The organism is Marinococcus halotolerans DSM 16375, from assembly GCF_000420725.1.
GTDB classification, from domain to species: Bacteria; Bacillota; Bacilli; order Bacillales; family Marinococcaceae; genus Marinococcus; species Marinococcus halotolerans.
The window spans coordinates 1-20,806 of the sequence record NZ_ATVM01000003.1 but is presented as its reverse complement, the minus strand read 5'-3'; the positions used below and the strand labels follow the sequence as shown (position 1 = coordinate 20,806).

The 20,806-nt window shown below is 46.4% G+C and carries 25 protein-coding genes and 1 tRNA gene; 11 read left to right on the top strand and 15 right to left on the bottom strand.

Annotation, left to right across the window (positions count from 1 at the left end):
• The first annotated feature begins 109 nt into the window (after window positions 1–109).
• From def to G548_RS0102855, 4 genes are all read left to right on the top strand, one after another.
• Window positions 110–655, top strand: coding sequence for a peptide deformylase (gene def / locus G548_RS0102870; RefSeq protein WP_022792637.1), 546 nt, complete (start codon window positions 110–112; stop codon window positions 653–655).
• A 525-nt stretch (window positions 656–1,180) separates the two neighbouring features.
• Complete coding sequence (locus G548_RS19530; RefSeq protein ID WP_022792636.1) at window positions 1,181–1,390, top strand: DNA-dependent RNA polymerase subunit epsilon; 210 nt, start codon at window positions 1,181–1,183, stop codon at window positions 1,388–1,390.
• Window positions 1,391–1,393: 3 nt separating this feature from the next.
• Window positions 1,394–3,061: a ribonuclease J1 gene (gene rnjA, locus G548_RS0102860; protein WP_022792635.1), complete on the top strand. Its 1,668-nt coding sequence runs from the start codon at window positions 1,394–1,396 to the stop codon at window positions 3,059–3,061.
• 118 nt (window positions 3,062–3,179) lie between these two features.
• Entirely contained in the window at window positions 3,180–4,124 is a 945-nt protein-coding gene (locus G548_RS0102855) for an ABC transporter substrate-binding protein (RefSeq protein ID WP_022792634.1), read from the top strand.
• Between the two features lie 54 nt (window positions 4,125–4,178).
• Here the strand turns inward: G548_RS0102855 and G548_RS0102850 are convergent, their stop codons facing one another.
• Together G548_RS0102850 and G548_RS0102845 are read right to left on the bottom strand one after the other, a co-directional pair.
• Window positions 4,179–5,252 carry an undecaprenyldiphospho-muramoylpentapeptide beta-N-acetylglucosaminyltransferase gene (locus G548_RS0102850; protein ID WP_027847161.1) on the bottom strand — a complete coding sequence of 358 codons (1,074 nt, stop codon included), beginning with the start codon at window positions 5,250–5,252 and terminating at the stop codon, window positions 4,179–4,181.
• 62 nt (window positions 5,253–5,314) lie between these two features.
• Window positions 5,315–5,800, bottom strand: a complete 486-nt coding sequence (locus tag G548_RS0102845) for an SRPBCC family protein (RefSeq protein WP_022792632.1) — start codon at window positions 5,798–5,800, stop codon at window positions 5,315–5,317.
• A 147-nt stretch (window positions 5,801–5,947) separates the two neighbouring features.
• Here G548_RS0102845 and G548_RS0102840 point away from each other — a divergent pair, with 147 nt between their 5' ends.
• On the top strand, window positions 5,948–6,385 hold the full coding sequence (locus tag G548_RS0102840; RefSeq protein ID WP_022792631.1) for an OsmC family protein: 438 nt from the start codon (window positions 5,948–5,950) through the stop codon (window positions 6,383–6,385).
• Window positions 6,386–6,477: 92 nt separating this feature from the next.
• Here G548_RS0102840 and G548_RS0102835 read toward each other — a convergent pair whose 3' ends face one another.
• The 3 genes from G548_RS0102835 to G548_RS0102825 all read right to left on the bottom strand — a co-directional run bounded on the left by G548_RS0102835 (window position 6,478) and on the right by G548_RS0102825 (window position 9,074).
• Complete coding sequence (locus G548_RS0102835) at window positions 6,478–7,671, bottom strand: cation:proton antiporter (RefSeq protein WP_022792630.1); 1,194 nt, start codon at window positions 7,669–7,671, stop codon at window positions 6,478–6,480.
• Between the two features lie 114 nt (window positions 7,672–7,785).
• Complete coding sequence (locus G548_RS0102830; RefSeq protein WP_022792629.1) at window positions 7,786–8,451, bottom strand: potassium channel family protein; 666 nt, start codon at window positions 8,449–8,451, stop codon at window positions 7,786–7,788.
• A 71-nt stretch (window positions 8,452–8,522) separates the two neighbouring features.
• A complete protein-coding gene (locus G548_RS0102825; protein ID WP_022792628.1) occupies window positions 8,523–9,074 on the bottom strand; it encodes a peroxiredoxin in 552 nt (183 codons plus the stop codon).
• Between the two features lie 203 nt (window positions 9,075–9,277).
• Here G548_RS0102825 and G548_RS0102820 point away from each other — a divergent pair, with 203 nt between their 5' ends.
• On the top strand, window positions 9,278–10,102 hold the full coding sequence (locus G548_RS0102820) for a mechanosensitive ion channel family protein (RefSeq protein WP_027847159.1): 825 nt from the start codon (window positions 9,278–9,280) through the stop codon (window positions 10,100–10,102).
• Between the two features lie 54 nt (window positions 10,103–10,156).
• Here G548_RS0102820 and G548_RS0102815 read toward each other — a convergent pair whose 3' ends face one another.
• The 3 genes from G548_RS0102815 to dapD all read right to left on the bottom strand — a co-directional run bounded on the left by G548_RS0102815 (window position 10,157) and on the right by dapD (window position 13,292).
• Entirely contained in the window at window positions 10,157–11,275 is a 1,119-nt protein-coding gene (locus tag G548_RS0102815) for an N-acetyldiaminopimelate deacetylase (protein ID WP_022792626.1), read from the bottom strand.
• The gene (locus tag G548_RS0102810) at window positions 11,272–12,486 is read right to left on the bottom strand and encodes an aspartate aminotransferase family protein (RefSeq protein WP_022792625.1); all 1,215 of its coding nucleotides are present in this window, start codon (window positions 12,484–12,486) and stop codon (window positions 11,272–11,274) included. Before G548_RS0102810 ends, G548_RS0102815 begins: the two co-directional genes overlap by 4 nt.
• Before the next feature lie 92 nt (window positions 12,487–12,578).
• The gene (gene dapD, locus G548_RS0102805) at window positions 12,579–13,292 is read right to left on the bottom strand and encodes a 2,3,4,5-tetrahydropyridine-2,6-dicarboxylate N-acetyltransferase (protein WP_022792624.1); all 714 of its coding nucleotides are present in this window, start codon (window positions 13,290–13,292) and stop codon (window positions 12,579–12,581) included.
• A 149-nt stretch (window positions 13,293–13,441) separates the two neighbouring features.
• Here dapD and rraA point away from each other — a divergent pair, with 149 nt between their 5' ends.
• On the top strand, window positions 13,442–13,915 hold the full coding sequence (rraA, locus tag G548_RS0102800) for a ribonuclease E activity regulator RraA (RefSeq protein WP_022792623.1): 474 nt from the start codon (window positions 13,442–13,444) through the stop codon (window positions 13,913–13,915).
• On the opposite strand, the gene G548_RS0102795 is transcribed toward rraA, so the two are convergent.
• The 3 genes from G548_RS0102795 to G548_RS17180 form a co-directional block, all read right to left on the bottom strand.
• Complete coding sequence (locus tag G548_RS0102795; protein WP_022792622.1) at window positions 13,912–15,090, bottom strand: MFS transporter; 1,179 nt, start codon at window positions 15,088–15,090, stop codon at window positions 13,912–13,914. The two genes, rraA and G548_RS0102795, sit on opposite strands and share 4 nt — an antisense overlap.
• 185 nt (window positions 15,091–15,275) lie before the next feature.
• A complete protein-coding gene (locus G548_RS17185; RefSeq protein WP_169435226.1) occupies window positions 15,276–15,671 on the bottom strand; it encodes an HPr family phosphocarrier protein in 396 nt (131 codons plus the stop codon).
• 93 nt (window positions 15,672–15,764) lie between these two features.
• The gene (locus tag G548_RS17180) at window positions 15,765–16,877 is read right to left on the bottom strand and encodes a mechanosensitive ion channel family protein (RefSeq protein ID WP_022792620.1); all 1,113 of its coding nucleotides are present in this window, start codon (window positions 16,875–16,877) and stop codon (window positions 15,765–15,767) included.
• 168 nt (window positions 16,878–17,045) lie between these two features.
• Between G548_RS17180 and G548_RS0102780 the strand changes: the two genes are divergently transcribed.
• From G548_RS0102780 to G548_RS0102770, 3 genes are all read left to right on the top strand, one after another.
• Complete coding sequence (locus G548_RS0102780) at window positions 17,046–17,309, top strand: hypothetical protein (protein WP_022792619.1); 264 nt, start codon at window positions 17,046–17,048, stop codon at window positions 17,307–17,309.
• A 235-nt stretch (window positions 17,310–17,544) separates the two neighbouring features.
• Window positions 17,545–17,620: transfer RNA gene (locus tag G548_RS0102775), tRNA-Val, on the top strand.
• Between the two features lie 245 nt (window positions 17,621–17,865).
• A complete protein-coding gene (locus tag G548_RS0102770) occupies window positions 17,866–18,174 on the top strand; it encodes a hypothetical protein (RefSeq protein WP_022792618.1) in 309 nt (102 codons plus the stop codon).
• 37 nt (window positions 18,175–18,211) lie between these two features.
• On the opposite strand, the gene G548_RS0102765 is transcribed toward G548_RS0102770, so the two are convergent.
• From G548_RS0102765 to G548_RS0102750, 4 genes are all read right to left on the bottom strand, one after another.
• Window positions 18,212–18,433, bottom strand: a complete 222-nt coding sequence (locus tag G548_RS0102765) for a hypothetical protein (RefSeq protein ID WP_022792617.1) — start codon at window positions 18,431–18,433, stop codon at window positions 18,212–18,214.
• Between the two features lie 117 nt (window positions 18,434–18,550).
• Window positions 18,551–18,949: a DUF3942 family protein gene (locus G548_RS0102760; protein WP_022792616.1), complete on the bottom strand. Its 399-nt coding sequence runs from the start codon at window positions 18,947–18,949 to the stop codon at window positions 18,551–18,553.
• Between the two features lie 139 nt (window positions 18,950–19,088).
• Window positions 19,089–19,325, bottom strand: a complete 237-nt coding sequence (locus G548_RS0102755) for a hypothetical protein (RefSeq protein ID WP_022792615.1) — start codon at window positions 19,323–19,325, stop codon at window positions 19,089–19,091.
• A gap of 76 nt (window positions 19,326–19,401) precedes the next feature.
• Complete coding sequence (locus tag G548_RS0102750) at window positions 19,402–19,626, bottom strand: hypothetical protein (RefSeq protein WP_022792614.1); 225 nt, start codon at window positions 19,624–19,626, stop codon at window positions 19,402–19,404.
• A 142-nt stretch (window positions 19,627–19,768) separates the two neighbouring features.
• Here G548_RS0102750 and G548_RS0102745 point away from each other — a divergent pair, with 142 nt between their 5' ends.
• Complete coding sequence (locus G548_RS0102745) at window positions 19,769–20,686, top strand: aldo/keto reductase (RefSeq protein ID WP_022792613.1); 918 nt, start codon at window positions 19,769–19,771, stop codon at window positions 20,684–20,686.
• The last annotated feature ends 120 nt before the right edge of the window (window positions 20,687–20,806 follow it).

Below are 20,806 nucleotides of genomic sequence, written 5' to 3'. Positions count from 1 at the left end.
TTGCGGTCAATTCACGTTTTAAAGCTGTTTTAGCTGAATTTTTTTTGCTATACTAATACACTGTTATTAACGATTATCATATGTAAGCTTGATTGGAGGCAGTTGATTCATGTTAACAATGAAAGATATTAAGCGTGAAGGAAGCCCAGCGCTCCGCAAAGTATCTGAAGAAGTCCCGGTTCCTCCGTCTGCTGAAGATCTGCATACCCTGCAGGAAATGCTGGATTTCTTAAAAAACAGCCAGGACGAGGAAACCGCTGAAAAATATGAGCTCCGTTCCGGCGTCGGCGTGGCAGCACCCCAGCTTGGCATTAATAAAAGAATGTTTGCCATGCATGTGACCGACGACAAGGATGAGCTTTACAGCTACGGGTTCATCAACCCAAAAATCCTCAGCCACTCTGTAGAAACAACTCATTTGGAAGGCGGAGAAGGATGCCTTTCAGTCGATCGGGAAGTTCCCGGAAATGTTCCTAGATATTCGCGTATTACACTGAAAGCACAGACACTTGAAAACGAAGAGGTGAAGCTGCGCCTCCGGGGGCTTCCGGCTATTGTTGCCCAGCACGAGATTGATCACCTGAACGGGGTTATGTTTTACGACCGTATTGAAGATTACGAGGACGAGTACAAACGGGAGCTGCCCAAGCTATAGTCTGCAAAAAGAGCGTTTTCCTCCGGGAAGATGCTCTTTTCATCTTCTCAGTCTTTTTCCTGTAATACTTTCTTTCTCTGTTACTAGTTTGGAAATAATTTCTATAAAAGAAATTTTATACATTTATAGAAAATTATTCTCTTTCTATCCTATCATGGTTCTTTAGTACCCGTATAGTTACTTTCTTTTGTCTTTTTCCTGGCCTGAATCCGGATGATTTTTGGACAGAAGTGATTAAAAGGATGAAAAAAACAGTTTCATGCTTTATAATATGAAGTATTAATGGTTGGTACGTACACTGTGGTGCTGTTCAGCTTGAGTTCTTTGGCCGGAAGCTGAGTAGAGCCGCTCTGGATATGAAGTCATTTTTGTTTAAACAGCCAGTCTGTTGCAACGATTACTTCCTGTCCTTCCTGCATTATTTTGCTTTTTCCTATCTACAGGACTAGTTTATGCCAAAAAACCATTTTTTCTACAGCAGCTATAAATGCCGCATTTACATTTCAAGAAGGAGAGATATTTACGATGATTTACAAAGTTTTTTATCAAAATAATTTTACAGAAGCTCCTGTACGGGAGAACACTCATTCACTATACGTAGAAGCAGAATCTGAGCGGGAAGTCCGCCGCAAACTCGCCGATAAGCAATTTAACATTGAATTTGTTCAGGGGCTTACTGACAAGCAGCTTGAATTCGAAAAAAGATCTGAAGACTTCCAAGTGGAGAATTTATAACGTATGAAACAAATAAAACAAAATCAAGTTGCTGTTTTTGCCCTGGGCGGGTTAGGTGAAATCGGCAAAAATACGTACGTGGTTCAATACCAGGATGAAATAATAGTCATCGATGCCGGAATCATGTTCCCGGAAGATGACCTGCTTGGAATCGACTATGTTATTCCCGACTACACATACCTGGTGCGAAACAAAGAAAAAATCAAAGGCGTCTTTATCACCCACGGGCATGAAGACCATATCGGCGGCGTGCCGTTTCTGCTCAAAGAATTAAACGTCCCTATTTACGGCGGTCCATTGGCAATTGGTCTGTTAAAAGGAAAGCTCGAAGAACGCGGGCTTTTACGCAAAGCAAAATTAAATACCATCCAGGAGGACCAGCCTGTTGCTTTCAACCATTTAAAAGTGGATTTTTTCCGGACTACCCATAGTATTCCTGATTCTCTTGGTATCAATGTGCACACCCCAGAAGGAAATGTCGTCCATACTGGAGATTTCAAATTCGATTTCACTCCTGTAGGGGAACCGGCCAATTTGGCCAAAATGGCTGACATCGGCGAAAAAGGCGTGCTCTGCCTGCTCTCGGACAGCACGAATGCGGAAGTTCCAGGCTTTACTGTATCCGAACGAAAAGTCGGAGATAATATCCGTTCCATCTTCCGTCAGGCCAAAGGAAGAATCATCTTTGCTACATTTGCTTCCAATATCTACCGGCTTCAAAAGGCGGTTGATGCTGCTGTAAAAGACGGGCGTAAAATTGCTGTATTCGGCCGCAGTATGGAATCATCCATTACGATTGGCCAGGAGCTCGGATATATTAATGCACCAAAAGGAACGTTTGTTGAGCCTTCCCAGCTAAATAAACTGCCGGATGATCAGGCAGCCATTTTATGTACAGGAAGCCAGGGAGAACCGATGGCTGCCCTCTCCCGCGTAGCCCACGGCACGCACCGTCAGATTCAGATTATTCCTGGAGACACTGTCGTATTCTCGAGCTCTCCTATTCCCGGAAATACGACTTCCGTGCACAAAATTATTAACCAGCTCTACCGGGCAGGCGCACGTGTCATCCACGGATCGCTGAACAATATTCATACTTCCGGTCACGGAAGCCAGCAGGAACAGATGCTTATGCTGCGCTTAATGCGTCCGAAATATTTCATGCCGATTCACGGCGAATACCGGATGCTGAAAATGCACTCGAGACTTGCCCGGGACTGCGGCGTGCCACTCGAAAATTCCTTTATTATGGAAAATGGTGAGGTTCTCGCCCTGACCCGGGACAGTGCCTCTGTCGTAGGTAAGGTGCCTTCCGGTGCGGTTTATGTCGACGGTCACGGTATCGGAGACATTGGCAATATCGTCCTCCGGGACCGCCGCATTTTATCTGAAGAAGGACTCGTCGTAGTCGTCGTAAGCATCGACATGAAAAACTTTAAGGTTTCAGCAGGCCCGGATTTAATTTCACGCGGCTTCGTTTATATGCGTGAATCCGGAGATTTGATTAACGATGCCCAGAAAACATTAAGCAGGCATCTTGATGAAGTGATGAAGCGTAAAACCAGTCAATGGTCTGAAATTAAATCAGAAATTATCGACAGCCTGGCGCCTTATTTATACGAGCGCACGAAACGGCGTCCAATGATTCTCCCTATTATTATGGAAGTGTGAACCACTTTGCCTCTGCCTCCGCCATCGGTGCGGGGGCTTTTTTGTGTAGATTTCTCTTTTGTTTTTCGTTACAATAGTGATACTGAAAATCATTATCATTTATACAGGGGGGATTCTGATGCATTTACATAAGTTTATTGGACGATGGGCTATTTTTACAGCTGGGGCTGCTATACTCGCCTCCTGCAGCAGTGGAGAAAACAACTCTTCTGCAGATAATACAGACAGCGAAGAGGAAACCAGAACATATGAAACAGAAAAAGGCGAGGTCTCGATCCCATCGGATCCTGAGACAATCGTAACTGATTATTATGCCGGGGAACTGCTTGCAGTCGATGCAGATGTTTCCGGTTCCGGTCCCGACGCTTTTTCCAACCCTTTTCTTGAAGAACAGCTGAACGGCGCAAAAAATGTCGGGGACCCGGTTGATCCTGAAGAAGTACTCGAGCTTGATCCCGATTTAATTGTCGTCATGTACGATGACAATTACGAACAGTTATCTGAAATCGCTCCAACAGTTCATATTCCATACAACCCGGATACAGATGTTCAGGAAACACTCGATACATTCGGGGAATTGACTAATAATCAGACAGAAGCTGAAGATTTTAAAGAAACCATCGAGGAAACTGCGGCGGATGCAAAAGAACGTCTTGAGGGAACCATAGATGAAGACGATACCTTTGGAATTTACGAACTGACCGAAAATGACGAGCTTTACGTTTTCGGTGCCAATGGCGGTCGCGGCGGCCAGGCTATTTATAACGCCCTTGATTTAAACGCTCCTGAAAAAATTCAGGAGGAAGTTATGGGAGAAAATGCGCAGGAAATTTCAATGGAGGTGCTTGAGGAATACTCCTCTGATCATATGTTTATGACTGTCTATGATCCCGAAGACACGGGTGAAAGCAGGGAAAACATTCAGGAATCCGATATTTGGGCCAATCTGGAGGCTGTCCAGAATGATCAGTTTTATTTCCTTGATTTCGACACCTACTATCCGTACGACCCCATTTCCGTGAATGAACAAATCGATTTAATCGCCGATGAACTCACTGAATAATACGCCGCCTTTCATATATAAAAAAAGCCCTCCGGCGCTGCCGGGGGCTTTTAATTAATGGTAGACATACAGCTCTTTAATAATAAGATCCAAAGGATTTTCAGCCATGTATGTTTTCATCTGGGCGATGGTATTGTTTCGATTGTCTTCAATGTTCTGCAGGGCTTCACGCAGTGTCTCTTCTGTCAGCTTTTCTTCTTCGAGGACGGCTGCATACCCTTTCTCCTGAAATGACTCAGCATTCAGGATCTGGTCTCCCCTGCTTTGTGCTCGTGTTAACGGCACAATCAGCATTGGCAGGTGCAGCGTCAGAAATTCAAAAATAGAATTGGAGCCGCCCCGGGTAATGATTGTATTTGTGGCAGCGAGCACATCCGGCAGTTCTTCATTGACGTATTCGAACTGGCGGTAGTTCCGCTGGTCTTCAAGACTTTCATCTGTATGGCCTTTACCGCAAAGGTGCACCACCTGATATTTCTCCGTAAGCCACGGAAGCGCAGCCCGCACCGTTTCATTAATTTTTTTGGCGCCAAGGCTTCCTCCCATAACGGTAAGTACCGGCCGGGAGTCCCCGAACTGAAGAAAATCGAGGCCTTTTCTTTTATCTCCACGCGTGATTTCTTTCCGGACTGGAGAGCCGAGAGCCTTTGCTTTTCCGGAAGGAAAATGAGCTGTCGCTTCGTCAAATGAGGTGAATATTTTTGTCGCAAACCGCTGGGCGATTCTATTGGCGAGTCCCGGCGTGATGTCACTTTCATGAATAATGACAGGGATATTTAATGTTTTAGCCGCGATAATTACTGGTACAGTGACAAAGCCGCCCTTGGAAAACACTACATTCGGTTTAACCTTTTTTAAATACTTACGTGCTTCGAGGCAGCCCTTCACTACACGGAAAATATCAGTAATGTTCTGCCAGTCTATGTAACGGCGCAGTTTACCGGAGCTGATAGAATGGTACCGTATGCCTCTGCGCTCGATCAGCTCTTTTTCAATACCTTCTTTTGAGCCAACATAGTAAATGTCCCAATCACTTTGATCAAGCTCATTAATCACAGCAATATTTGGCGTAACATGACCGGCGGAGCCGCCGCCGGTAAATACGATCTTTTTCTGCATTTTCTTCATCATCCTATACGTCGTTAAGTCTGTAAGGGAAACATTCTCCCAACTTTTATAATATCATACGCTTACGAAGGTGTAAGTTGTTTTGATAATAAGGAAAACATTTCGTGCCAGTATTTTTCCGTCCGGAGCCTTTCTTCCCTTAAATGCTCTTCCACGACTTTTCCTTCCAGCTGCTCATGATGAAGAAAAACTACGTCCTGGGTTACAATTAACTGGCTTCCATTTAAGATAGAATTAATTTCCACTGTGATTTTTTCGTCCTGGCCGCCTGTCTCTTTGCGAACGAGCGTTTTTTTGATTCGTTCTGGCGGATTTATTTCTAAATACGTCCCGTGCGCCCTGTACGTTTCCTCCTGGCTTTCATTCACCACACTCCATGCACCGCCTTCTGATACATCGGCCTCTGCCTCTGCTTCTTTGTCTCCCCCTGACGGAAACATCCACGTTTTCATCAGCTCGGGATTGGTCCAAGCTTCATATACCTGAGCGGGCTCAGCATGATGGATGTGGCATCCTGCCTGGGCAATAATTCTACTGTACTTTGCCATAATCGATTTCTCCTTTACAATTTGCTTTTTATCCCATTCCCTAAACGAAAGCTGAAAAAACGCAACTTAGAGGTCGACGCCCCTATTGTTTATCTTAATAGGGGCGCGGGTATAGCGTAGTAGTTCTAACCAAAGGAGTGAATAAACATGGCTAATATGGAATTTAACGTAGAAGGAAACGCTAAAAACTTTCAGACCGACCTCTCCACAGGTACTCATGAAATTACGATCGATGAGCCCGAAAACCTTGGTGGAAATAATCAGGGCATGGACCCTTTATCCGCTCTTCTCTCTTCTCTGGCAGGCTGTGAGAACGCCGTCGCCAATTTCGTGGCTAAGGAAATGGATTTCGACCTCCAGGGTATTTCATTTCAGGTAAACGGCAATATTGATTCAGAAGGCATGATGGGCAACCCTGATGTCCGTCCTTATTTTCAGACAGTTTCGGTAAAAGCGAAAGTACAGACATCTGAAAGCGATGAACGCGTTCAGGAACTTCAGGAGAAGGTTGATGCCCGCTGCCCGGTATTTACTACTCTGCACGCAGCCGGGGTAGAAATGAATGCTGACTGGAGCAAAGCTTAATCAAAAACCATAAAACACACGCCCGGTTTATTTATCCGGGCGTGTGTTTTATGCGTACTGCTTTTCATGTAACCTCGTACATCCGGGCTCTCTCAGGAAGAAAATTTCTGGGCCAGTGGGTAGACCCCAAGGCTTTGAATAACAAGGGACAGCAGAATGGCTGCAAACGTTAGAGAAACGACGAGATCCGCACTGCTACTGGACTGCACTTCGATACTCAGCAGCAGGGCCACAGAAACAGTTCCTTTCAGCCCAGACCAGGTCATCATGAATACAGAGGACCACTGAAACCGTTCTTTAATATGCGGGGACAATTTTAGAAATCCGCCTAATACAATGAAGCGGACGATTAACGAAATAATAAATACTCCAATCGCGAGCAGCCAGTGTCCAAATGCAAGATAGTCAGCTGACTGAATACCGATCAATAAAAAAAGCAGAGACAATACGGCCGGCTCCACCACTTTCCAAAAACCATCCAAATAGGAGTGAAGCTCCTCCTCCTTTTCAGATTTCTGGAAGGCGCGGGAGAGCATAATACCTGCCGACACGGTGGCTAAAACACCGGAGGCCCCCAGGCCTTCAGCAATATAAAAACCGCCGTAGGCAAGAATCACACTGAGCATCACCTGATACACATGATTATGCATGATATGAACCGCTTTTGTAACAAGCCACCCGCCTGTCATACCGACAGCCACACCGCCAAGCGACACCAGCAGAAATTCACCCAGAAACGAAAAGATGGAAAAGGATTCATTGTACAAAAACATGGAGGAAGCAATCCCGAACAATACCACGCTGGTCCCGTCATTGATCATTGATTCCCCTTCCACGACTTTTGGAATATCCGAATCTCCGAATACGTTTTCGAGAATGGCTGTCACAGATACCGGATCTGTCGGTGTCAGTATCGAAGCAATTAAAAATGCTGCAACGAACGACAGGCCGGCAGCGGGGCCGCCCACAAGATATATAAGTACTGCCATTAAAAATACGGTCGCCATCAGACCAAGCGTTCCAAGTGTGGCAATTGGCCAGATGTTTTTCTTTAATGAACGTATCGGGAAACTGTAGGCAGACACAAATAATATCGCCGGCAGCAGCAGATCAAAAATTATATCATGATTCAAACCGAGCCTGTTAAACACGGGAATAAAGGAGAGCCCGAGTCCAATAATTAAAAGCACCATCGGGACCGGGAAATAATTGCTTTTCACATCAAATATATAAACAATCAGTCCGATGGCTAACAGTATCACAAGCAGGGATGCATATAACAGCACCTGACTCACCTCCTAATATAATATATGCAGCCAATATCCTTATTTACCCTTTGTACGTAATGAAAAACTAAAAAAGCCCTTCCGCATTCTCATGCGAAAAGGCCAAATTGTTTTTCAGTTATCATCAATCCACCGGGATTCGAGTCTTGCAATATCTCCGTCTGCGCCAACGATAATCAGAATATCACCCTCGCTGATATCTACCTCCGGCCGCGGGGACACATGTACATCCTCCCCGCGTTTAATGGCAAGTACGTTACATTGATACGTTTCACGTATATCTAAATCGAGCAGCGATTTTCCGTCAAGCAGCTGTCCGGCTTCGAGTTCTACGATGCTGTAATCCTCGGAAAGCTCCAGGTAGTCAAGCACGCTTTTAGAGACGATGCTGTGTGCTACTCTTACTCCAATATCGCGCTCCGGATGGATTACTTCATGAGCACCGATGCGCCGCAGCACTTTTTCGTGATAGTCATTTTGTGCTTTTACCGTAATGTGCTTGACGCCAATTTCATCAAGCACGATGGTAGTCATAATGCTTGCCTGAATATTATCGCCGATAGCTACAATGACATTGTCAAAATTACGGATGCCAAGACCACGGAGCGCCTTTTCATCCATACCATCCGCGATGACCGCCTGAGCGACAACCTGGGCAAATTCATTGACCCGGTATTCATTGGAATCAATAGCAAGCACATCCATTCCTTCGTCGGCCAGCGCGTTGCATATGCTTCCGCCGAACCGGCCGAGACCAATGACTGCAAACTGTTTCTTCATTCCGTTCTCCCCTATTCTTCTCAAGTCCTTCAGCTTTTTTGACGGGCCTCTTCAGGCCGAAAAATGGGCGCTCAGGTGTTCAGCGTGTCCTGTCCCGGCTTCCAGTTCGCCGGACACATTCCACCCATCTGCAGAGCCTGCAGTACGCGAAGCACCTCGTCAACGTCGCGTCCGACATCGTTGTGATGAATCATCGAATACTGCAGTTCCCCGTCCGGATTAATGATATACAAACCACGCAGCGCTACTCCCTCTTCTTCGATCAACACACCGTAATCCCGGCTGACCCGGTGATTTGTATCAGCTGCAAGCGGAAATTTCAGCTGCTCAAGGCCATTCTCTTCCCGTGTCATATTGATCCATGCTTTATGCGAATGGATGGTATCTGTCGAAACGCCTATCACTTCTGTATCGAGTTCTTCAAACTCACCGTAATGGTCACTCATTGTTGTGATTTCTGTCGGACAAATATGGGTGAAATCCATTGGATAGAAAAAAAGCACCGTCCATTTATCTTCATTCATAACTTGCTCAAGGCTGATCGTGCCAAACGAGGTGTCCGGCATGACGGCATCCATCTCGAAGCGCGGAGCCTGCTTTGCCACCATACGCTTTTCACTCATGCATTCCACTCCTTTAGTAATTACGATCCTGCATTCTATCCTTCATTATATGGACCACCAATTTTAAAGTCAATTCAACGCTCTACTCCTGTTTTCGCGACAGTTTAATTCATAACTATTACATATTTTTTGGTACAATCGGTTATGTTATACTAATCGGGTTAAATTGGAAACTATAGGCTGGGGAGTGTTATAAGTTGAACATGGAATCATTTAATGAAGGAATTTTCTGGACAGCTGCGATTATTTTAATTGTGCAGTTAATCGGTGTGCTCATCGGCTATATTATAGTACGTGCCATCGGGAGTAAAATTATCCACCGCGCCTTTAACCGCATGGAAAAGCAGCGGAATATGCACCCGGGCAGGGTTAAGACCCTTTCGAGGCTCGCTATCAGCATCTTTACCTACATTTTGTTATTTATCGTAATTACCATTACTTTAGGTTTGTTTGATCTGGACATCGCTCCGCTGATCGCCAGCGCCGGGATTGTCGGGCTTGCGATTGGTTTCGGGGCCCAGGGCCTTGTGAGCGACGTTGTTACCGGCTTTTTTATTCTGCTCGAAAAGCAGATTGATGTAGAAGACTACATTGCAATCGCCGGAATAGATGGTATCGTCGAAGAGGTGGGACTGCGCACAACTCAGGTGCGAAGCTTTGACGGTACGCTTCATTTCGTACCAAACCGGGAAATCAGTGTTGTTAGCAACTATTCGCGTGGTAACATGCAGGCAATCGTCGATATCGGTATTGCTTATGAGGAAAATATGGATAAAGCAATTGCCGTCATTCAGGGGGCCTGCAACCGGGTGGCTGAGGAACAGGGGGTTTTCAAGGAAGGACCCGACGTGGTAGGAGTAAACGCCCTTGGCGCTTCGGAGGTTACTATTCGTATTATCGCCAAAACAGATAACATGATGCAGTGGGCTATGCAGCGGGAACTGCTGAAAGCCTGTAAAGAAGACCTTGATGCTCATAATATCGAGATCCCTTACCCGCATCAGGTGAACGTCAGTAAAGAAGCGTAAAGCAAATAAAAGACGGCGGGGGCTTTTAGAGCCCCGCCGTCTTTTATCGTTTTATTACCTGCTGTGCAGAAAATCAGTGAAAAACTCTACCGCGGTGTCCATCGCTTTTTCAGAAGGGCTGATCCGGTTGTCATGCAGGCCGTACGGCGTGTCTACCCCGAGCCAGACCATCGTCCCGGGGATGTCCCGGAGAAAATAGCCAAAGTCTTCTCCAGTCATTGCTTCCCGGCTCTCCACAAAATTGGCCTGCCCGTGGCTCTCTGCAAACGCAGCCAGATCCGCTGTTTTTGTTTCATCATTATACACCTGGCAATAGTTCGCTCCCCAGTCCACGTCTGTTTCACAGTGGAAGGAGGCTTCAATCCCTCTCAGCATTCCGGTTATTCTTTCTTTAATCAGCTTCATGTTGTCCATCGAAAAGGTGCGGATTGTCCCTTCCACCCGGGCAGATTCTGCAATGATATTCTGCTTGGTTCCTGCTTCAATCATACCAATTGTCACGACTGCCGGATCGAGTGGATCAATGTTTCTTGCTACAATTGACTGAAGCTGAGTCACAAAATGGCTCGCTGCCACCACCATATCCTCTGTCTGGTGGGGACGTGCCGCGTGTCCACCTTTGCCGCGAAGGTTAATAAACAATTCTGAGGTATTGGCAAACAGTACCCCCGGCTTTGTCGCAATCGTGCCCACCGGGTGCTCTGGAGCAATATGAAGCGCATAAATTTCGTCCGGCTTCCATGTTTTGAATTCCTCGGACCTGAGCATCGGTTCTGCCCCCCCGGGTCCTTCTTCTGCCGGCTGAAACAGCATCACCACATTTTGGACCGGCCGGTGCTCCGCAAGGTTCTGCAGTATGCCGAGCGCGATCGCCATGTGCATGTCGTGCCCGCAGGCGTGCATCATTCCTTCATGCTCCGAAGGAAAATCCAGGCCGGACTGCTCCGGGACCGGCAGGCCGTCCATATCCGTTCGGTAGCCGACGGTTTTTTCCGGGTCAGAGCCTTCGATACGAACGAGAATACCGGTCTTCCACGTTTTATATGACAGGTGTCCCTGAGGCAGGGCGCGAATCGCCTCAAGCAGATACTGCTGCGTTTTGACTTCCTGGAATCCCGGCTCCGGGATGCGGTGCAGGTCACGGCGGAACCTCGTTAAATCAGTGGAGTTCATTCCTGCACGCTCCTTTCTTTTAAGGCGTTCATTTCTGCGGCAAGATTTTCAATAAAAGCGTCCACCTCAGCGCGCTCAAGGGTCAGCGGGGGCAGGAGGCGGATAATGCGCTGCTGGGTAATATTAAACATAAATCCTTTCGCAAGCAGTCTCTCCTGCAGTGTTTTCACAAATGAAGCGTCTGCGTCCAGTACCACCCCGATCATCATGCCAAGCCCGCGGATTTCCTGCACGAATCCCTCGCTTTTATTCTTCCACTCTTCCAGACGGGACCACAGGTATTCGGCCCGTTCACGTCCGTTTTCCAATTCATTTTGATCATACAGGACGTCAAGCACTGCATTTCCCATGGCAGCGCTGAGCGGGGAAGGCCCGAAGGTTGTGCCGTGATCGCCCGGGTGAAATACTTCCTGCACCTGCTCTCCTGCAATCATTCCTCCAAGCGGCAGGCCTCCGCCAATGCCTTTAGCAAACAAAATAACATCCGGCATAATATTTGCCCGCTCGTAGGCGAAAAATGTTCCGGTGCGCCCGATGCCAGTCTGAATTTCATCTACGATAAACAGCACATTGTATTTTTCACAGAGAGCTTTTGCTTCTTCCATAAACGAAGGAGAGACCGGCTGAATGCCGCCGGAGCCTAAAATCGGCTCGAATAGAAATGCTGCCGGCTGCTTCGTCTTAAGCACTTCTTCAAGGGCCACCAGGTTTTCTGCTCCCACTTCATACACAGGATAGTCCGCTGCCGGAAAATCCTGATAAATTCCGGGCTGGCGCGTCAGCTGAATAACGCCCAGCGTCCTTCCGTGAAAGCTTTTTTCCAGGACAGCAATTCCCTTTTTCGGCGTTTCCCGGCTGCTTCCCCACTTATGGACAAGCTTGACCGCTGCTTCAGTGGCCTCCGCTCCGGAGTTTGCAAAGAACACCTTTCCGGGGATACTGAGTTCAATTAACCGTTCCGCCAGGCGGACCGCCGGTTTGTTAATAAACATATTGGAAATATGCAGAAACTGGTCTGCCTGTTCCTTTAGCTTACTGAGCAAATATGGATGCGAATGACCGACAATATTTACGGCCAGGCCGGTAAATAAATCGAGGTATTTGTTTTGTTCACTGTCGTATAAGTAATTGCCTTCCCCTTTTTCGACCACGATAGGAAGACGCTGGTACGTAGACATTATATAGTGCTGGTCTTTTTCAAGCCAGTTCATGCTGTTTGCCCCTTTCGCGTAAATGAAAAAAGAAAGGCCCCTTTTGGAACCCGTCCCAAAAGGCAGCCTTTCACCGTTACGTTGCAGCGTTGTTATTTTAAGCGGCGCAGTTCCTGTTTGATTTCTGTTTTTCCTTTTGTCTGCTCATCAATTTCTTTGATGACACGTGCAGGAGTACCGGCCACGACCGTGTTTGGCGGCACGTCTTCTGTTACTACGGCGCCGGCAGCAACGACTGCGCCTTCTCCGACAGTAACTCCTTCAAGGATCACGCAATTGGCACCAACTACAACGCCGTCTTCAACAACGACCGGCTGGGCGGATGGCGGCTCAATGACGCCGGCAAGAACGGATCCTGCCCCGATGTGGCAATTGTTACCTACGGTGGCACGTCCTCCCATTACAACGTTCATATCAATCATCGTGCCTTCTCCAACAACTGAACCGATGTTGATGCTTGCGCCCATCATAATAACGGCGCCTTTACCGATCTCCACCTGGTCGCGGATAATCGCGCCCGGCTCAATGCGTGCTTCGATGTCTTTTAGATCAAGCATTGGAATCGCGCTGTTTCTGCGGTCGTTTTCTACAATAAAATCTTCAATTTTGTCTGCGTTCGCTTCGATGCCTTCTTTAATATCCTCCCATTCACCGAACAATACACCAGTGTTTCCTGTAATAAACCGCTTCGTTTCATTTCCAAATCCGATAGCGTCCAAATCGCCGGTAATATGTACTTTCACCGGAGTTGATTTTTTACTATCTGAAATGAACTGGATAATTTCATTTGCGTCCATTTGATTCATGTTTTACATCCTCCTTCAAATTTCTCTTTCCTAGATTATCATATCGCCCTTTGAAAACAAAATAATAGTGGCATCTTTTTTCTGTTGTCCTGCTATTTTCTTTCTTCTGGGAAAGCCTTACAATGAAAATAATAAAAGGAGGCATACATATGGGTAGAACAGCTGATATCTGTGATGAATATGGAAACGAAGTTTTTGTCGCCAATGAGCCGTTTTTATCGCACGGACCGGCACGTTTTTTTGAAGGGCCAATAGAAACAGTACGGGTTTTTGAAGATAACGTGCTTGTTGAACAGGCGCTTGGTGATATTCCCGCCGGTAGTGTTCTTGTAGTTGACGGAGGCGGCTCGTCCCGGCGCGCCCTGCTCGGGGACAACCTGGCAGAAATCGCTGTTAAGCGCGGACTCGCGGGTATTATCGTAAACGGCGCCATCCGTGACAGTGACGAGCTGCGAGAAATGAATATCCGGGTGTTTTCCCGCTTTACCAATCCGCGAAAGTCCGTTAAGGAAGGACGCGGCGAGCGCTCTATTCCTGTCGACTTTGCCGACGTCACCTGGACGCCCGGAGACTACGTCTATGCCGACAGCGACGGCATTGTACTTCTCCCTGCCAGAAGCTAGCCTGCTTCCACCGGCATCAGACGGCGCACGCTTGTAAGTGTGACTATTAACAGAAGCAGACCGCCGGCAATGACCCCGATCCAGCCAGCCACAGGCCACAGCAGTCCGAAATAAATACTGCTGAGGCTGCCGCCCAGATAGTAAGAAGTCAAATAAAGTCCGGAGGCACTCGCCCGGGCTTTTTTGGCGTTTTTTGTCACCCAGGAGCTCGACGTGGAATGCGCAAAGAAAAAGCCAAAACTCAGCACTGCAAGCGATGTAATAACCACCCACAGCTGCGGTACAAGCGACAGCAGCAGGCCGCCAGCCATAATGAGGATGCCGGTCTGCATACAGTCCGTCTGCTTAAAGCGCTGCGTCAATTCCCCGGCAAGGCTTGAGCTGAACGTGCCCGCCCCGTATGTTAAAAAAAGCAGACCCAGGACCGCTGTACTGACGAAAAAAGGGTCGCCGTCCAGGCGGTACGTAATAAAGTTGAACGTGCCGATAAACACGAAAAAATTCAATCCGCCGATAATATAAGCGAGGCGCTGAACCGGATCTTTCAGGTGAAAAAGCGCATTGTTCCACGTATCGCTCCACTCCAGCGGCTTTGGCTTGAAGTTTTTTGATGCCGGAAGCAGCAGAATCACGAGCACGGCGAGCAGTACGCTTGCCCCGGCCATGAAAAAATAAGCCGTCCGCCAGTCAAACCAATCGGCAAGCACACCGCTCATCACTCTCCCGCCCATGCCACCGAGGCTGTTCGCGCTTACGTAAAATCCCATCGCTACCGTCATGGCACGCGGAGTGAATTCCTCCCCGATATAGGACATAGCCGCAATCGGAATACCGGCAAGCCCGACTGCCTGGACCATCCGCAGCAGCAAAAGCATCCAGAAGGAGCCGGCAAATGGTATGAGGAGCGTTGCTATGGTCCCCCAGATCATCGCATACACAATGATTTTCCGTCTCCCTTTTGCGTCGGAAATCGCGCTGATAAAAAAGAAGCTTATGCCAAGCATTAAAAGCGACAATGAAATAACAAAGCTCGCTGTGGCTTCGCTGACGTTGAATTCTCCAGTAAACAATGGAAGCAGCGGCTGCGGATAATACATATTGGCAAAAATGAGCAGCGATGCAAGCCCGAGGGCAATGGAGGCCCGCCAAAACGTTCCGGTATGCCGATCGATCATAAAGCATTCTTCCTTCCGTGTCATTCGTCATTACTGCTTGTATGATACAACCAGTACGCATGAGTCATTCCCTTTTTTAGTTTACCCTATTTGGCCTGTGATATGCTTAGCATTTTCCAGGATTAGAAAACGTTTCCTGATACAGCTGAAGACCCGGACGCTTTTCCCGGCGCCGGGCCTTCCTGTTAACTGCGTGTCGTTTTCAGATACGAGCGTGCAATATTTCGTACATTGGGATTCCAGTGGGTCATGCATCCGGCCATTGCCCGTTCCACATGCTCCGCTGCTTCGTCTTCCCAATAGCCGTTATTATTCTCATGCTCTACTGCTTCTCCAAGATATCCAGCCGCCACTCTGGCCACCGCTTCTTTATCCTCTCCGTACACCTTGAGTTCCACTTTGTCACCCAGTCTGATGCTTGTAAACAAAGACATCATACCGAGTACGCTTTTTCCGTTTGCGGAGGTTCTCCGCTTTTCAAAAAACACATCTGCTTTAAATGTTTCCAGTTCATGCACAAACGACAATACTTGACTGGCATTCAGTCCACGGGTTAACACGAATGTTTCCACTCGTTCCATCGAATGCATCGGCTCCTTTTTTACGTACATATTCCTTCTGACAAACATTCTTATTATAACATGTACGCTTCGTTTGCCAACCGTCAATCCCGCTTAATTATTGTCGGACATGTGATAATTTTCTTCAGGTGATTTTTCAATATAAATAGACTGTGTTGGATAGGCAAATTGAACGCCTTCCTCCTGAAGGATACGAATAATTTCAAGATTCAGCTCTTCCTTGATTTCCGCCCACTCCAGGAACGCGGTCGTTTTGGTAAAGCAGTAAACCCACAGGTCGAGCGAGGAGCTGTTAAATTCTTTAAATTGTACAAGAATCAGTTCTTTATCAATGTCATCACGGCTGTTTAGCATCTCCTCGAGGCGCTCCCGCAACTGCAGCACCTGCTCCCGCGGCGTCTGGTATTCAATGCCAAGCGTCATATCTATTTCGCGCTTACGCATTTCACTCCAGTTCGTAATCGCCTCGTGGGCAAGTGTGTTGTTTGGAACGATGACGATTGAGTCAGCGAAGGTACGCACCTTCGTGCTCCGAAACGAAATATCCTCCACAATTCCTTCCACCGTCGGCGTATAAATCCAGTCGCCCCGCTTAAACGGACGTTCCACTACAATAATGATGCCGCCGATGAAGTTAGCCACCATGTCCTGGGCGGCGAGGGCAAAGGCCAGACCGCCAAGGCCGAGCCCTGCCACAAAGCCGTTAATATTAAAGCCCCAGGATGAGAGAATAATGGTAAACGCGAGCGCCACGATAATAATGCGGAGCACCCGGGAAAGAAACGGCACCAGCATATTGTCTTCCTTGCCCTCAAGCCTTTTAATCATCGGGTTAAAGAGCATCGAAGACGTATTCAGCAGCTTGTATGTCCCCCATGCTGCGAGTACGATTAAAATTGAACCGTACAGGCGGTTGATAATCGTCATAGAATCCCACGGTATAGGGAGATACAACAGTGCCAGGTAGATGCCGAACACGGCGAAAAACATACGGATCGGCCGTTCAAACGATACTAAAATATTGGTGAACAGCTGTGATCTCGATTGGTGGGTCATTTTTAAAATGAATCTGAAAATGTATTTAGTAAATAGCTTCCGAAAAGCAAACACGAGAAGCGCAATCAAAACAGCTACGCCTATATCAATCCAGGGCAGCTCCACAATACGTGTCTGCCATTCCATCCAAAAGTCTGCATATGCCTGCATGAACATCCCTCCACCTTTATCCCATTCTCTCTATATTTTAAAGCTGCCGCCATTCAGTTTACTGCAGAAGCCCCACTTTTCGTATTTGTAGATATCTTTCAAACCTAAGGTATGGTAGCATGTAAATCGGTAAAAGACATCATCACAAAGGAAGGTTCAGATAGTCGCATGAATTTACTTATTTTACTGCTAATTGGTTTTGCTGTAAATACGCTCATATACCAGCTTGCCCGTTTTATGCAAAAAATCTCCGGGCGAAGCCTGCCGCTTCTCGGCACCACCTATATTGCTTTTTTCGGCGCGCTGTCGCTTGGCATTTTTAATCAGGGGCCGCTCGGCTTCATTCTTTCCAACCTCAGTCTGGGCATGCTCGCCTTCTGCCTCTTTCTATTCCTTCAGCAGCGGAAAGAAAAACAGCAAAAGGAAAATTAATTCACTTTTTAACATATGTACTGCAGACGATAAGGATTTCTGTTTCTGCCGCCTGGACTTTGAATGCTTTAGTATTCCGGCAGGAACCTGAAATCGGTAGATTCCGTAAACTTCACTGCGCGGAAGAAACCAGGCTGCGTAGCTCCTGCCTTCCCTGCAAAAATTGACCACGGAAGGATTGACACTGGTCTTTTCCTATTGTATATTATTTCTGTCGCTTCATTCCATATAAATTGTTCCGTTAGCTCAGTAGGGAGAGCGCCACCTTGACAGGGTGGAGGTCACTGGTTCGAGCCCAGTACGGGACACCATAAATAATAAACTACAGCAGGAGCCAATGGCTTCTGCTTTTTAATTTGCCCGCTCCACCCTGTTTGTTATCACCAGGCCTTCCTCCTCCCTTCAAAACAAAACTTACCCTGTCAATTATTTTACAATAATTAGTTACTTTCATAAACGTTTACACGTTTCCCCTTCATTCCTTTTATCTCCTCTGCTTTTATTAAACCGTTTTAGGGTATATTATGGGAAGCAACTATTGAAAGGAGGAAGATGGATGAGTTCATCAGCAGACAGTTCTAATTTCGTCGAGGTGTATTTTGATCCTTCTGCCATTCCGCTTTTTGATTTGAATGGATTGCAAAGCGAAGGTACATTCGAAGAGCATTCAAGCTACGTTAAAGCAGTAGTGTCCGCAGAAAACTGCGGTATTGAAGAAGCGGGTGTGTACTTTTACCAGGAAAAAGCTCAGAAGACCTCTGGCGGCAGCCGCACCATCTTTATTCCGATGCGTTTTGTTCTTACTGTGGTGGAGCATTCCGAATCCCGGGGCCCGATCGGCTATACGGATCCAAATACTCTTTAGCATGGGCAAAGGCAGAAACCTGCGCGCTTCTGCCTTTTCACCGCAGAACATATATATGCCGTCCAAGCTGGATAATCTCTTCATTTTCAGGAAAATAAACCCGCTCAAACGTCGGATGAAAACCGCTGTTCTGCATGGAGTGTATATCGGCGACCCATCCCCCTTCCCCCGGCCAGACAAGACAATGCAGCATGTGTCCTTCACTACAAATAATCACCTGTACCTGGCGAATATGCCGGTCAATATAAACAACCCCCATGGCGTATACCCCCTTAATGACAATATACCCATTCGAAGGAAATCAAGACTTATTTCCCTATTGATTATTTAATATTTTTCAAAATAAAAAAAGCGCCGCAGCGGGCGCTTCTTCATTTTATAGTCCCAGTATATCACCGAAGGTATTTTTAAGGTGGTTCCGTACAATATCCATATTGAATTCTTTCTCTTCCTGCTGACTGTACATTTTACCTTCCTGGACGTAGATAACATCAAGTTCATTGGTCGTATCGTCTGTACTCTGCGTGACCTGAATGTGATAATTTCCGTCGTCTGTAACAGTTTCAAAAAGCACCTCGCGGTTATCGATGGTCATATAGCTGCGGTGCTTTGAACCGTAGCTGCTGAACGAGTCATTTTTCACTTCACCGATCTCTTTATTCAGATTATTAAAGTATTTGGCAATTTCCCAGTTTACTTCGTTCATAATATTTGCGTCTATATCTTCTTTTAAATACTCTTTTGCTTTAGCTACGAACTCATCTTCAAAACTCATTGCCATCACCCTCTTCTTTAAAGTAATTCTCTATTTTACAGATTATTCGGTACCTTCACTACAGCAACGGAGAATTTATGTAAAAATTATTTATTAAAAAATAGTTATGTTAACTGCTCATGAAAACAGTTAACATAATTTATTTCACTTCAACTACATATACGCCAGCGTCAACATATCGGATAAGCATCAACTGTCCGTTGCCTACCATCGAATCAATTGTTTTTAAAGCAAAGGAACTGTCAATGCTGTTTCTATCTTTTAATATAGCGGCGACATCCTGATTAGTCAGCGGCTTTTCATTATCCTGAATAATATTCTTTATTGTTTTAGCCCCTCTGGTTTGTAATATAATGCTCACCCCTTTGTTTATCATTAATGTCCTATTTCCGAAAAGTCTGCAGGGTAATCATTAAATTATTACTATTTTTGAATTCATGGGGCTAAAACTACTAATCGTTCTCATACAGTTGGTTTTCTTTTTCCTGTTTAACCTGTAATTTCCCTCTGCGTATAGCTTCCGTTATGATTAAACACAGCGCGCCCGCCAAAACATGAATGGACGCCCAGACATAGCTTTGCAGTACGAGACCAACAATAATCCCGAGACCTATATTCCATATACCGATAATAAGCCAGAATAGGATAAAATAACTGTTTATTGTTCTTCGTTTCATTTCTGACATCCTTTAACGTTTTTCTACAAATTACCATATTTATGTGTGAAAGTCATTTTTTATATTTTTTGACAGCGTTATCATGCTCATGGCACACCCGTCATGTTACACTATTCTTATCCTGAAAAAAAGAGGTGCTCAGATGAAACAAATGCAGTTAGGCAGCAGTTCTCTTCACGTATCCAATATAGCACTCGGGTGTATGCGCATGAATAAGCTTTCCATCGGTGATGCTGAAAAAGTTTTCCGTACCGCTCTTGAAGCAGGTGTGAACTTTTTTGATCATGCCGACGTTTACGGCGGCGGGGATTCAGAAGATATTTTCGCCAAGGCAGCCGGAATGAACGATGACCTGCGTGAAAAAGTATTTCTTCAGTCCAAAGCAGGCATACGCGGAAATTCTTTCGACTTTTCTAAATCCCACATTTTAAATACGGTCGACGAAAGCCTGAAGCGTCTTCAGACAGATTATCTGGATGTACTGCTTCTTCACCGTCCCGATGCACTTATGGAGCCCGAAGAAGTAGCCGAAGCGTTCGACAGCCTCCACGCCTCCGGTAAAGTCCGGCATTTTGGCGTCAGCAACCAGCATCCAATGCAGATTGAGCTTTTAAAGCAGCACGTTAAACAGGATCTGATTACCAATCAGCTGCAATTTGGTCTGATGCACTCCCTCATGATAGATCAGGGATTGAATGTAAATATGAAAAATGATGCAGCGGTAATGCGTGAAGGCGGCCTGCTTGAGTACAGCCGGTTGAACAACATGACCGTCCAGGCCTGGTCCCCGTTTCAGTATGGCATGATGGAAGGTGTTTTTGTCGGTAACGACAAATTTCCGGAAGTAAATAAAAAACTCAGCGAATTGGCCGGGCGCTACCAAATTACTGAATCGGCGGTGGCAGCGGCCTGGATCCTGCGGCACCCTGCCCGCATTCAAACCATTGTCGGAACAATGAATCCCGAACGGCTTGCGGGCATCGCCGAAGCTTCTGAGATCACTTTAACACATGAAGAATGGTATGATCTCTATCAGACGGCCGGCAATGAACTCCCATAATAATAAAAAACCCCTTTCTCCTGTATCATGAAGTGACCTAAATAAATGAGACAGATAAAAGCACCTCCCACGTCGTATTCGTAGTAAGATCGACAAATGGAGGTGTTTTTCTTATGGGAG

What these genes read in the sequence shown, in the direction of transcription:
- def (WP_022792637.1), top strand. Translation starts at nt 110, where the DNA reads ATGTTAACAATGAAAGATATTAAGCGTGAAGGAAGCCCAGCGCTCCGC.
- G548_RS19530 (WP_022792636.1), top strand. Translation starts at nt 1,181, where the DNA reads ATGATTTACAAAGTTTTTTATCAAAATAATTTTACAGAAGCTCCTGTA.
- rnjA (WP_022792635.1), top strand. Translation starts at nt 1,394, where the DNA reads ATGAAACAAATAAAACAAAATCAAGTTGCTGTTTTTGCCCTGGGCGGG.
- G548_RS0102855 (WP_022792634.1), top strand. Translation starts at nt 3,180, where the DNA reads ATGCATTTACATAAGTTTATTGGACGATGGGCTATTTTTACAGCTGGG.
- G548_RS0102850 (WP_027847161.1), bottom strand. Translation starts at nt 5,252, where the DNA reads ATGAAGAAAATGCAGAAAAAGATCGTATTTACCGGCGGCGGCTCCGCC.
- G548_RS0102845 (WP_022792632.1), bottom strand. Translation starts at nt 5,800, where the DNA reads ATGGCAAAGTACAGTAGAATTATTGCCCAGGCAGGATGCCACATCCAT.
- G548_RS0102840 (WP_022792631.1), top strand. Translation starts at nt 5,948, where the DNA reads ATGGCTAATATGGAATTTAACGTAGAAGGAAACGCTAAAAACTTTCAG.
- G548_RS0102830 (WP_022792629.1), bottom strand. Translation starts at nt 8,451, where the DNA reads ATGAAGAAACAGTTTGCAGTCATTGGTCTCGGCCGGTTCGGCGGAAGC.
- G548_RS0102825 (WP_022792628.1), bottom strand. Translation starts at nt 9,074, where the DNA reads ATGAGTGAAAAGCGTATGGTGGCAAAGCAGGCTCCGCGCTTCGAGATG.
- G548_RS0102820 (WP_027847159.1), top strand. Translation starts at nt 9,278, where the DNA reads ATGGAATCATTTAATGAAGGAATTTTCTGGACAGCTGCGATTATTTTA.
- G548_RS0102815 (WP_022792626.1), bottom strand. Translation starts at nt 11,275, where the DNA reads ATGAACTCCACTGATTTAACGAGGTTCCGCCGTGACCTGCACCGCATC.
- G548_RS0102810 (WP_022792625.1), bottom strand. Translation starts at nt 12,486, where the DNA reads ATGAACTGGCTTGAAAAAGACCAGCACTATATAATGTCTACGTACCAG.
- dapD (WP_022792624.1), bottom strand. Translation starts at nt 13,292, where the DNA reads ATGAATCAAATGGACGCAAATGAAATTATCCAGTTCATTTCAGATAGT.
- rraA (WP_022792623.1), top strand. Translation starts at nt 13,442, where the DNA reads ATGGGTAGAACAGCTGATATCTGTGATGAATATGGAAACGAAGTTTTT.
- G548_RS0102795 (WP_022792622.1), bottom strand. Translation starts at nt 15,090, where the DNA reads ATGATCGATCGGCATACCGGAACGTTTTGGCGGGCCTCCATTGCCCTC.
- G548_RS17185 (WP_169435226.1), bottom strand. Translation starts at nt 15,671, where the DNA reads ATGGAACGAGTGGAAACATTCGTGTTAACCCGTGGACTGAATGCCAGT.
- G548_RS17180 (WP_022792620.1), bottom strand. Translation starts at nt 16,877, where the DNA reads ATGCAGGCATATGCAGACTTTTGGATGGAATGGCAGACACGTATTGTG.
- G548_RS0102780 (WP_022792619.1), top strand. Translation starts at nt 17,046, where the DNA reads ATGAATTTACTTATTTTACTGCTAATTGGTTTTGCTGTAAATACGCTC.
- G548_RS0102770 (WP_022792618.1), top strand. Translation starts at nt 17,866, where the DNA reads ATGAGTTCATCAGCAGACAGTTCTAATTTCGTCGAGGTGTATTTTGAT.
- G548_RS0102765 (WP_022792617.1), bottom strand. Translation starts at nt 18,433, where the DNA reads ATGGGGGTTGTTTATATTGACCGGCATATTCGCCAGGTACAGGTGATT.
- G548_RS0102760 (WP_022792616.1), bottom strand. Translation starts at nt 18,949, where the DNA reads ATGAGTTTTGAAGATGAGTTCGTAGCTAAAGCAAAAGAGTATTTAAAA.
- G548_RS0102755 (WP_022792615.1), bottom strand. Translation starts at nt 19,325, where the DNA reads ATGATAAACAAAGGGGTGAGCATTATATTACAAACCAGAGGGGCTAAA.
- G548_RS0102750 (WP_022792614.1), bottom strand. Translation starts at nt 19,626, where the DNA reads ATGAAACGAAGAACAATAAACAGTTATTTTATCCTATTCTGGCTTATT.
- G548_RS0102745 (WP_022792613.1), top strand. Translation starts at nt 19,769, where the DNA reads ATGAAACAAATGCAGTTAGGCAGCAGTTCTCTTCACGTATCCAATATA.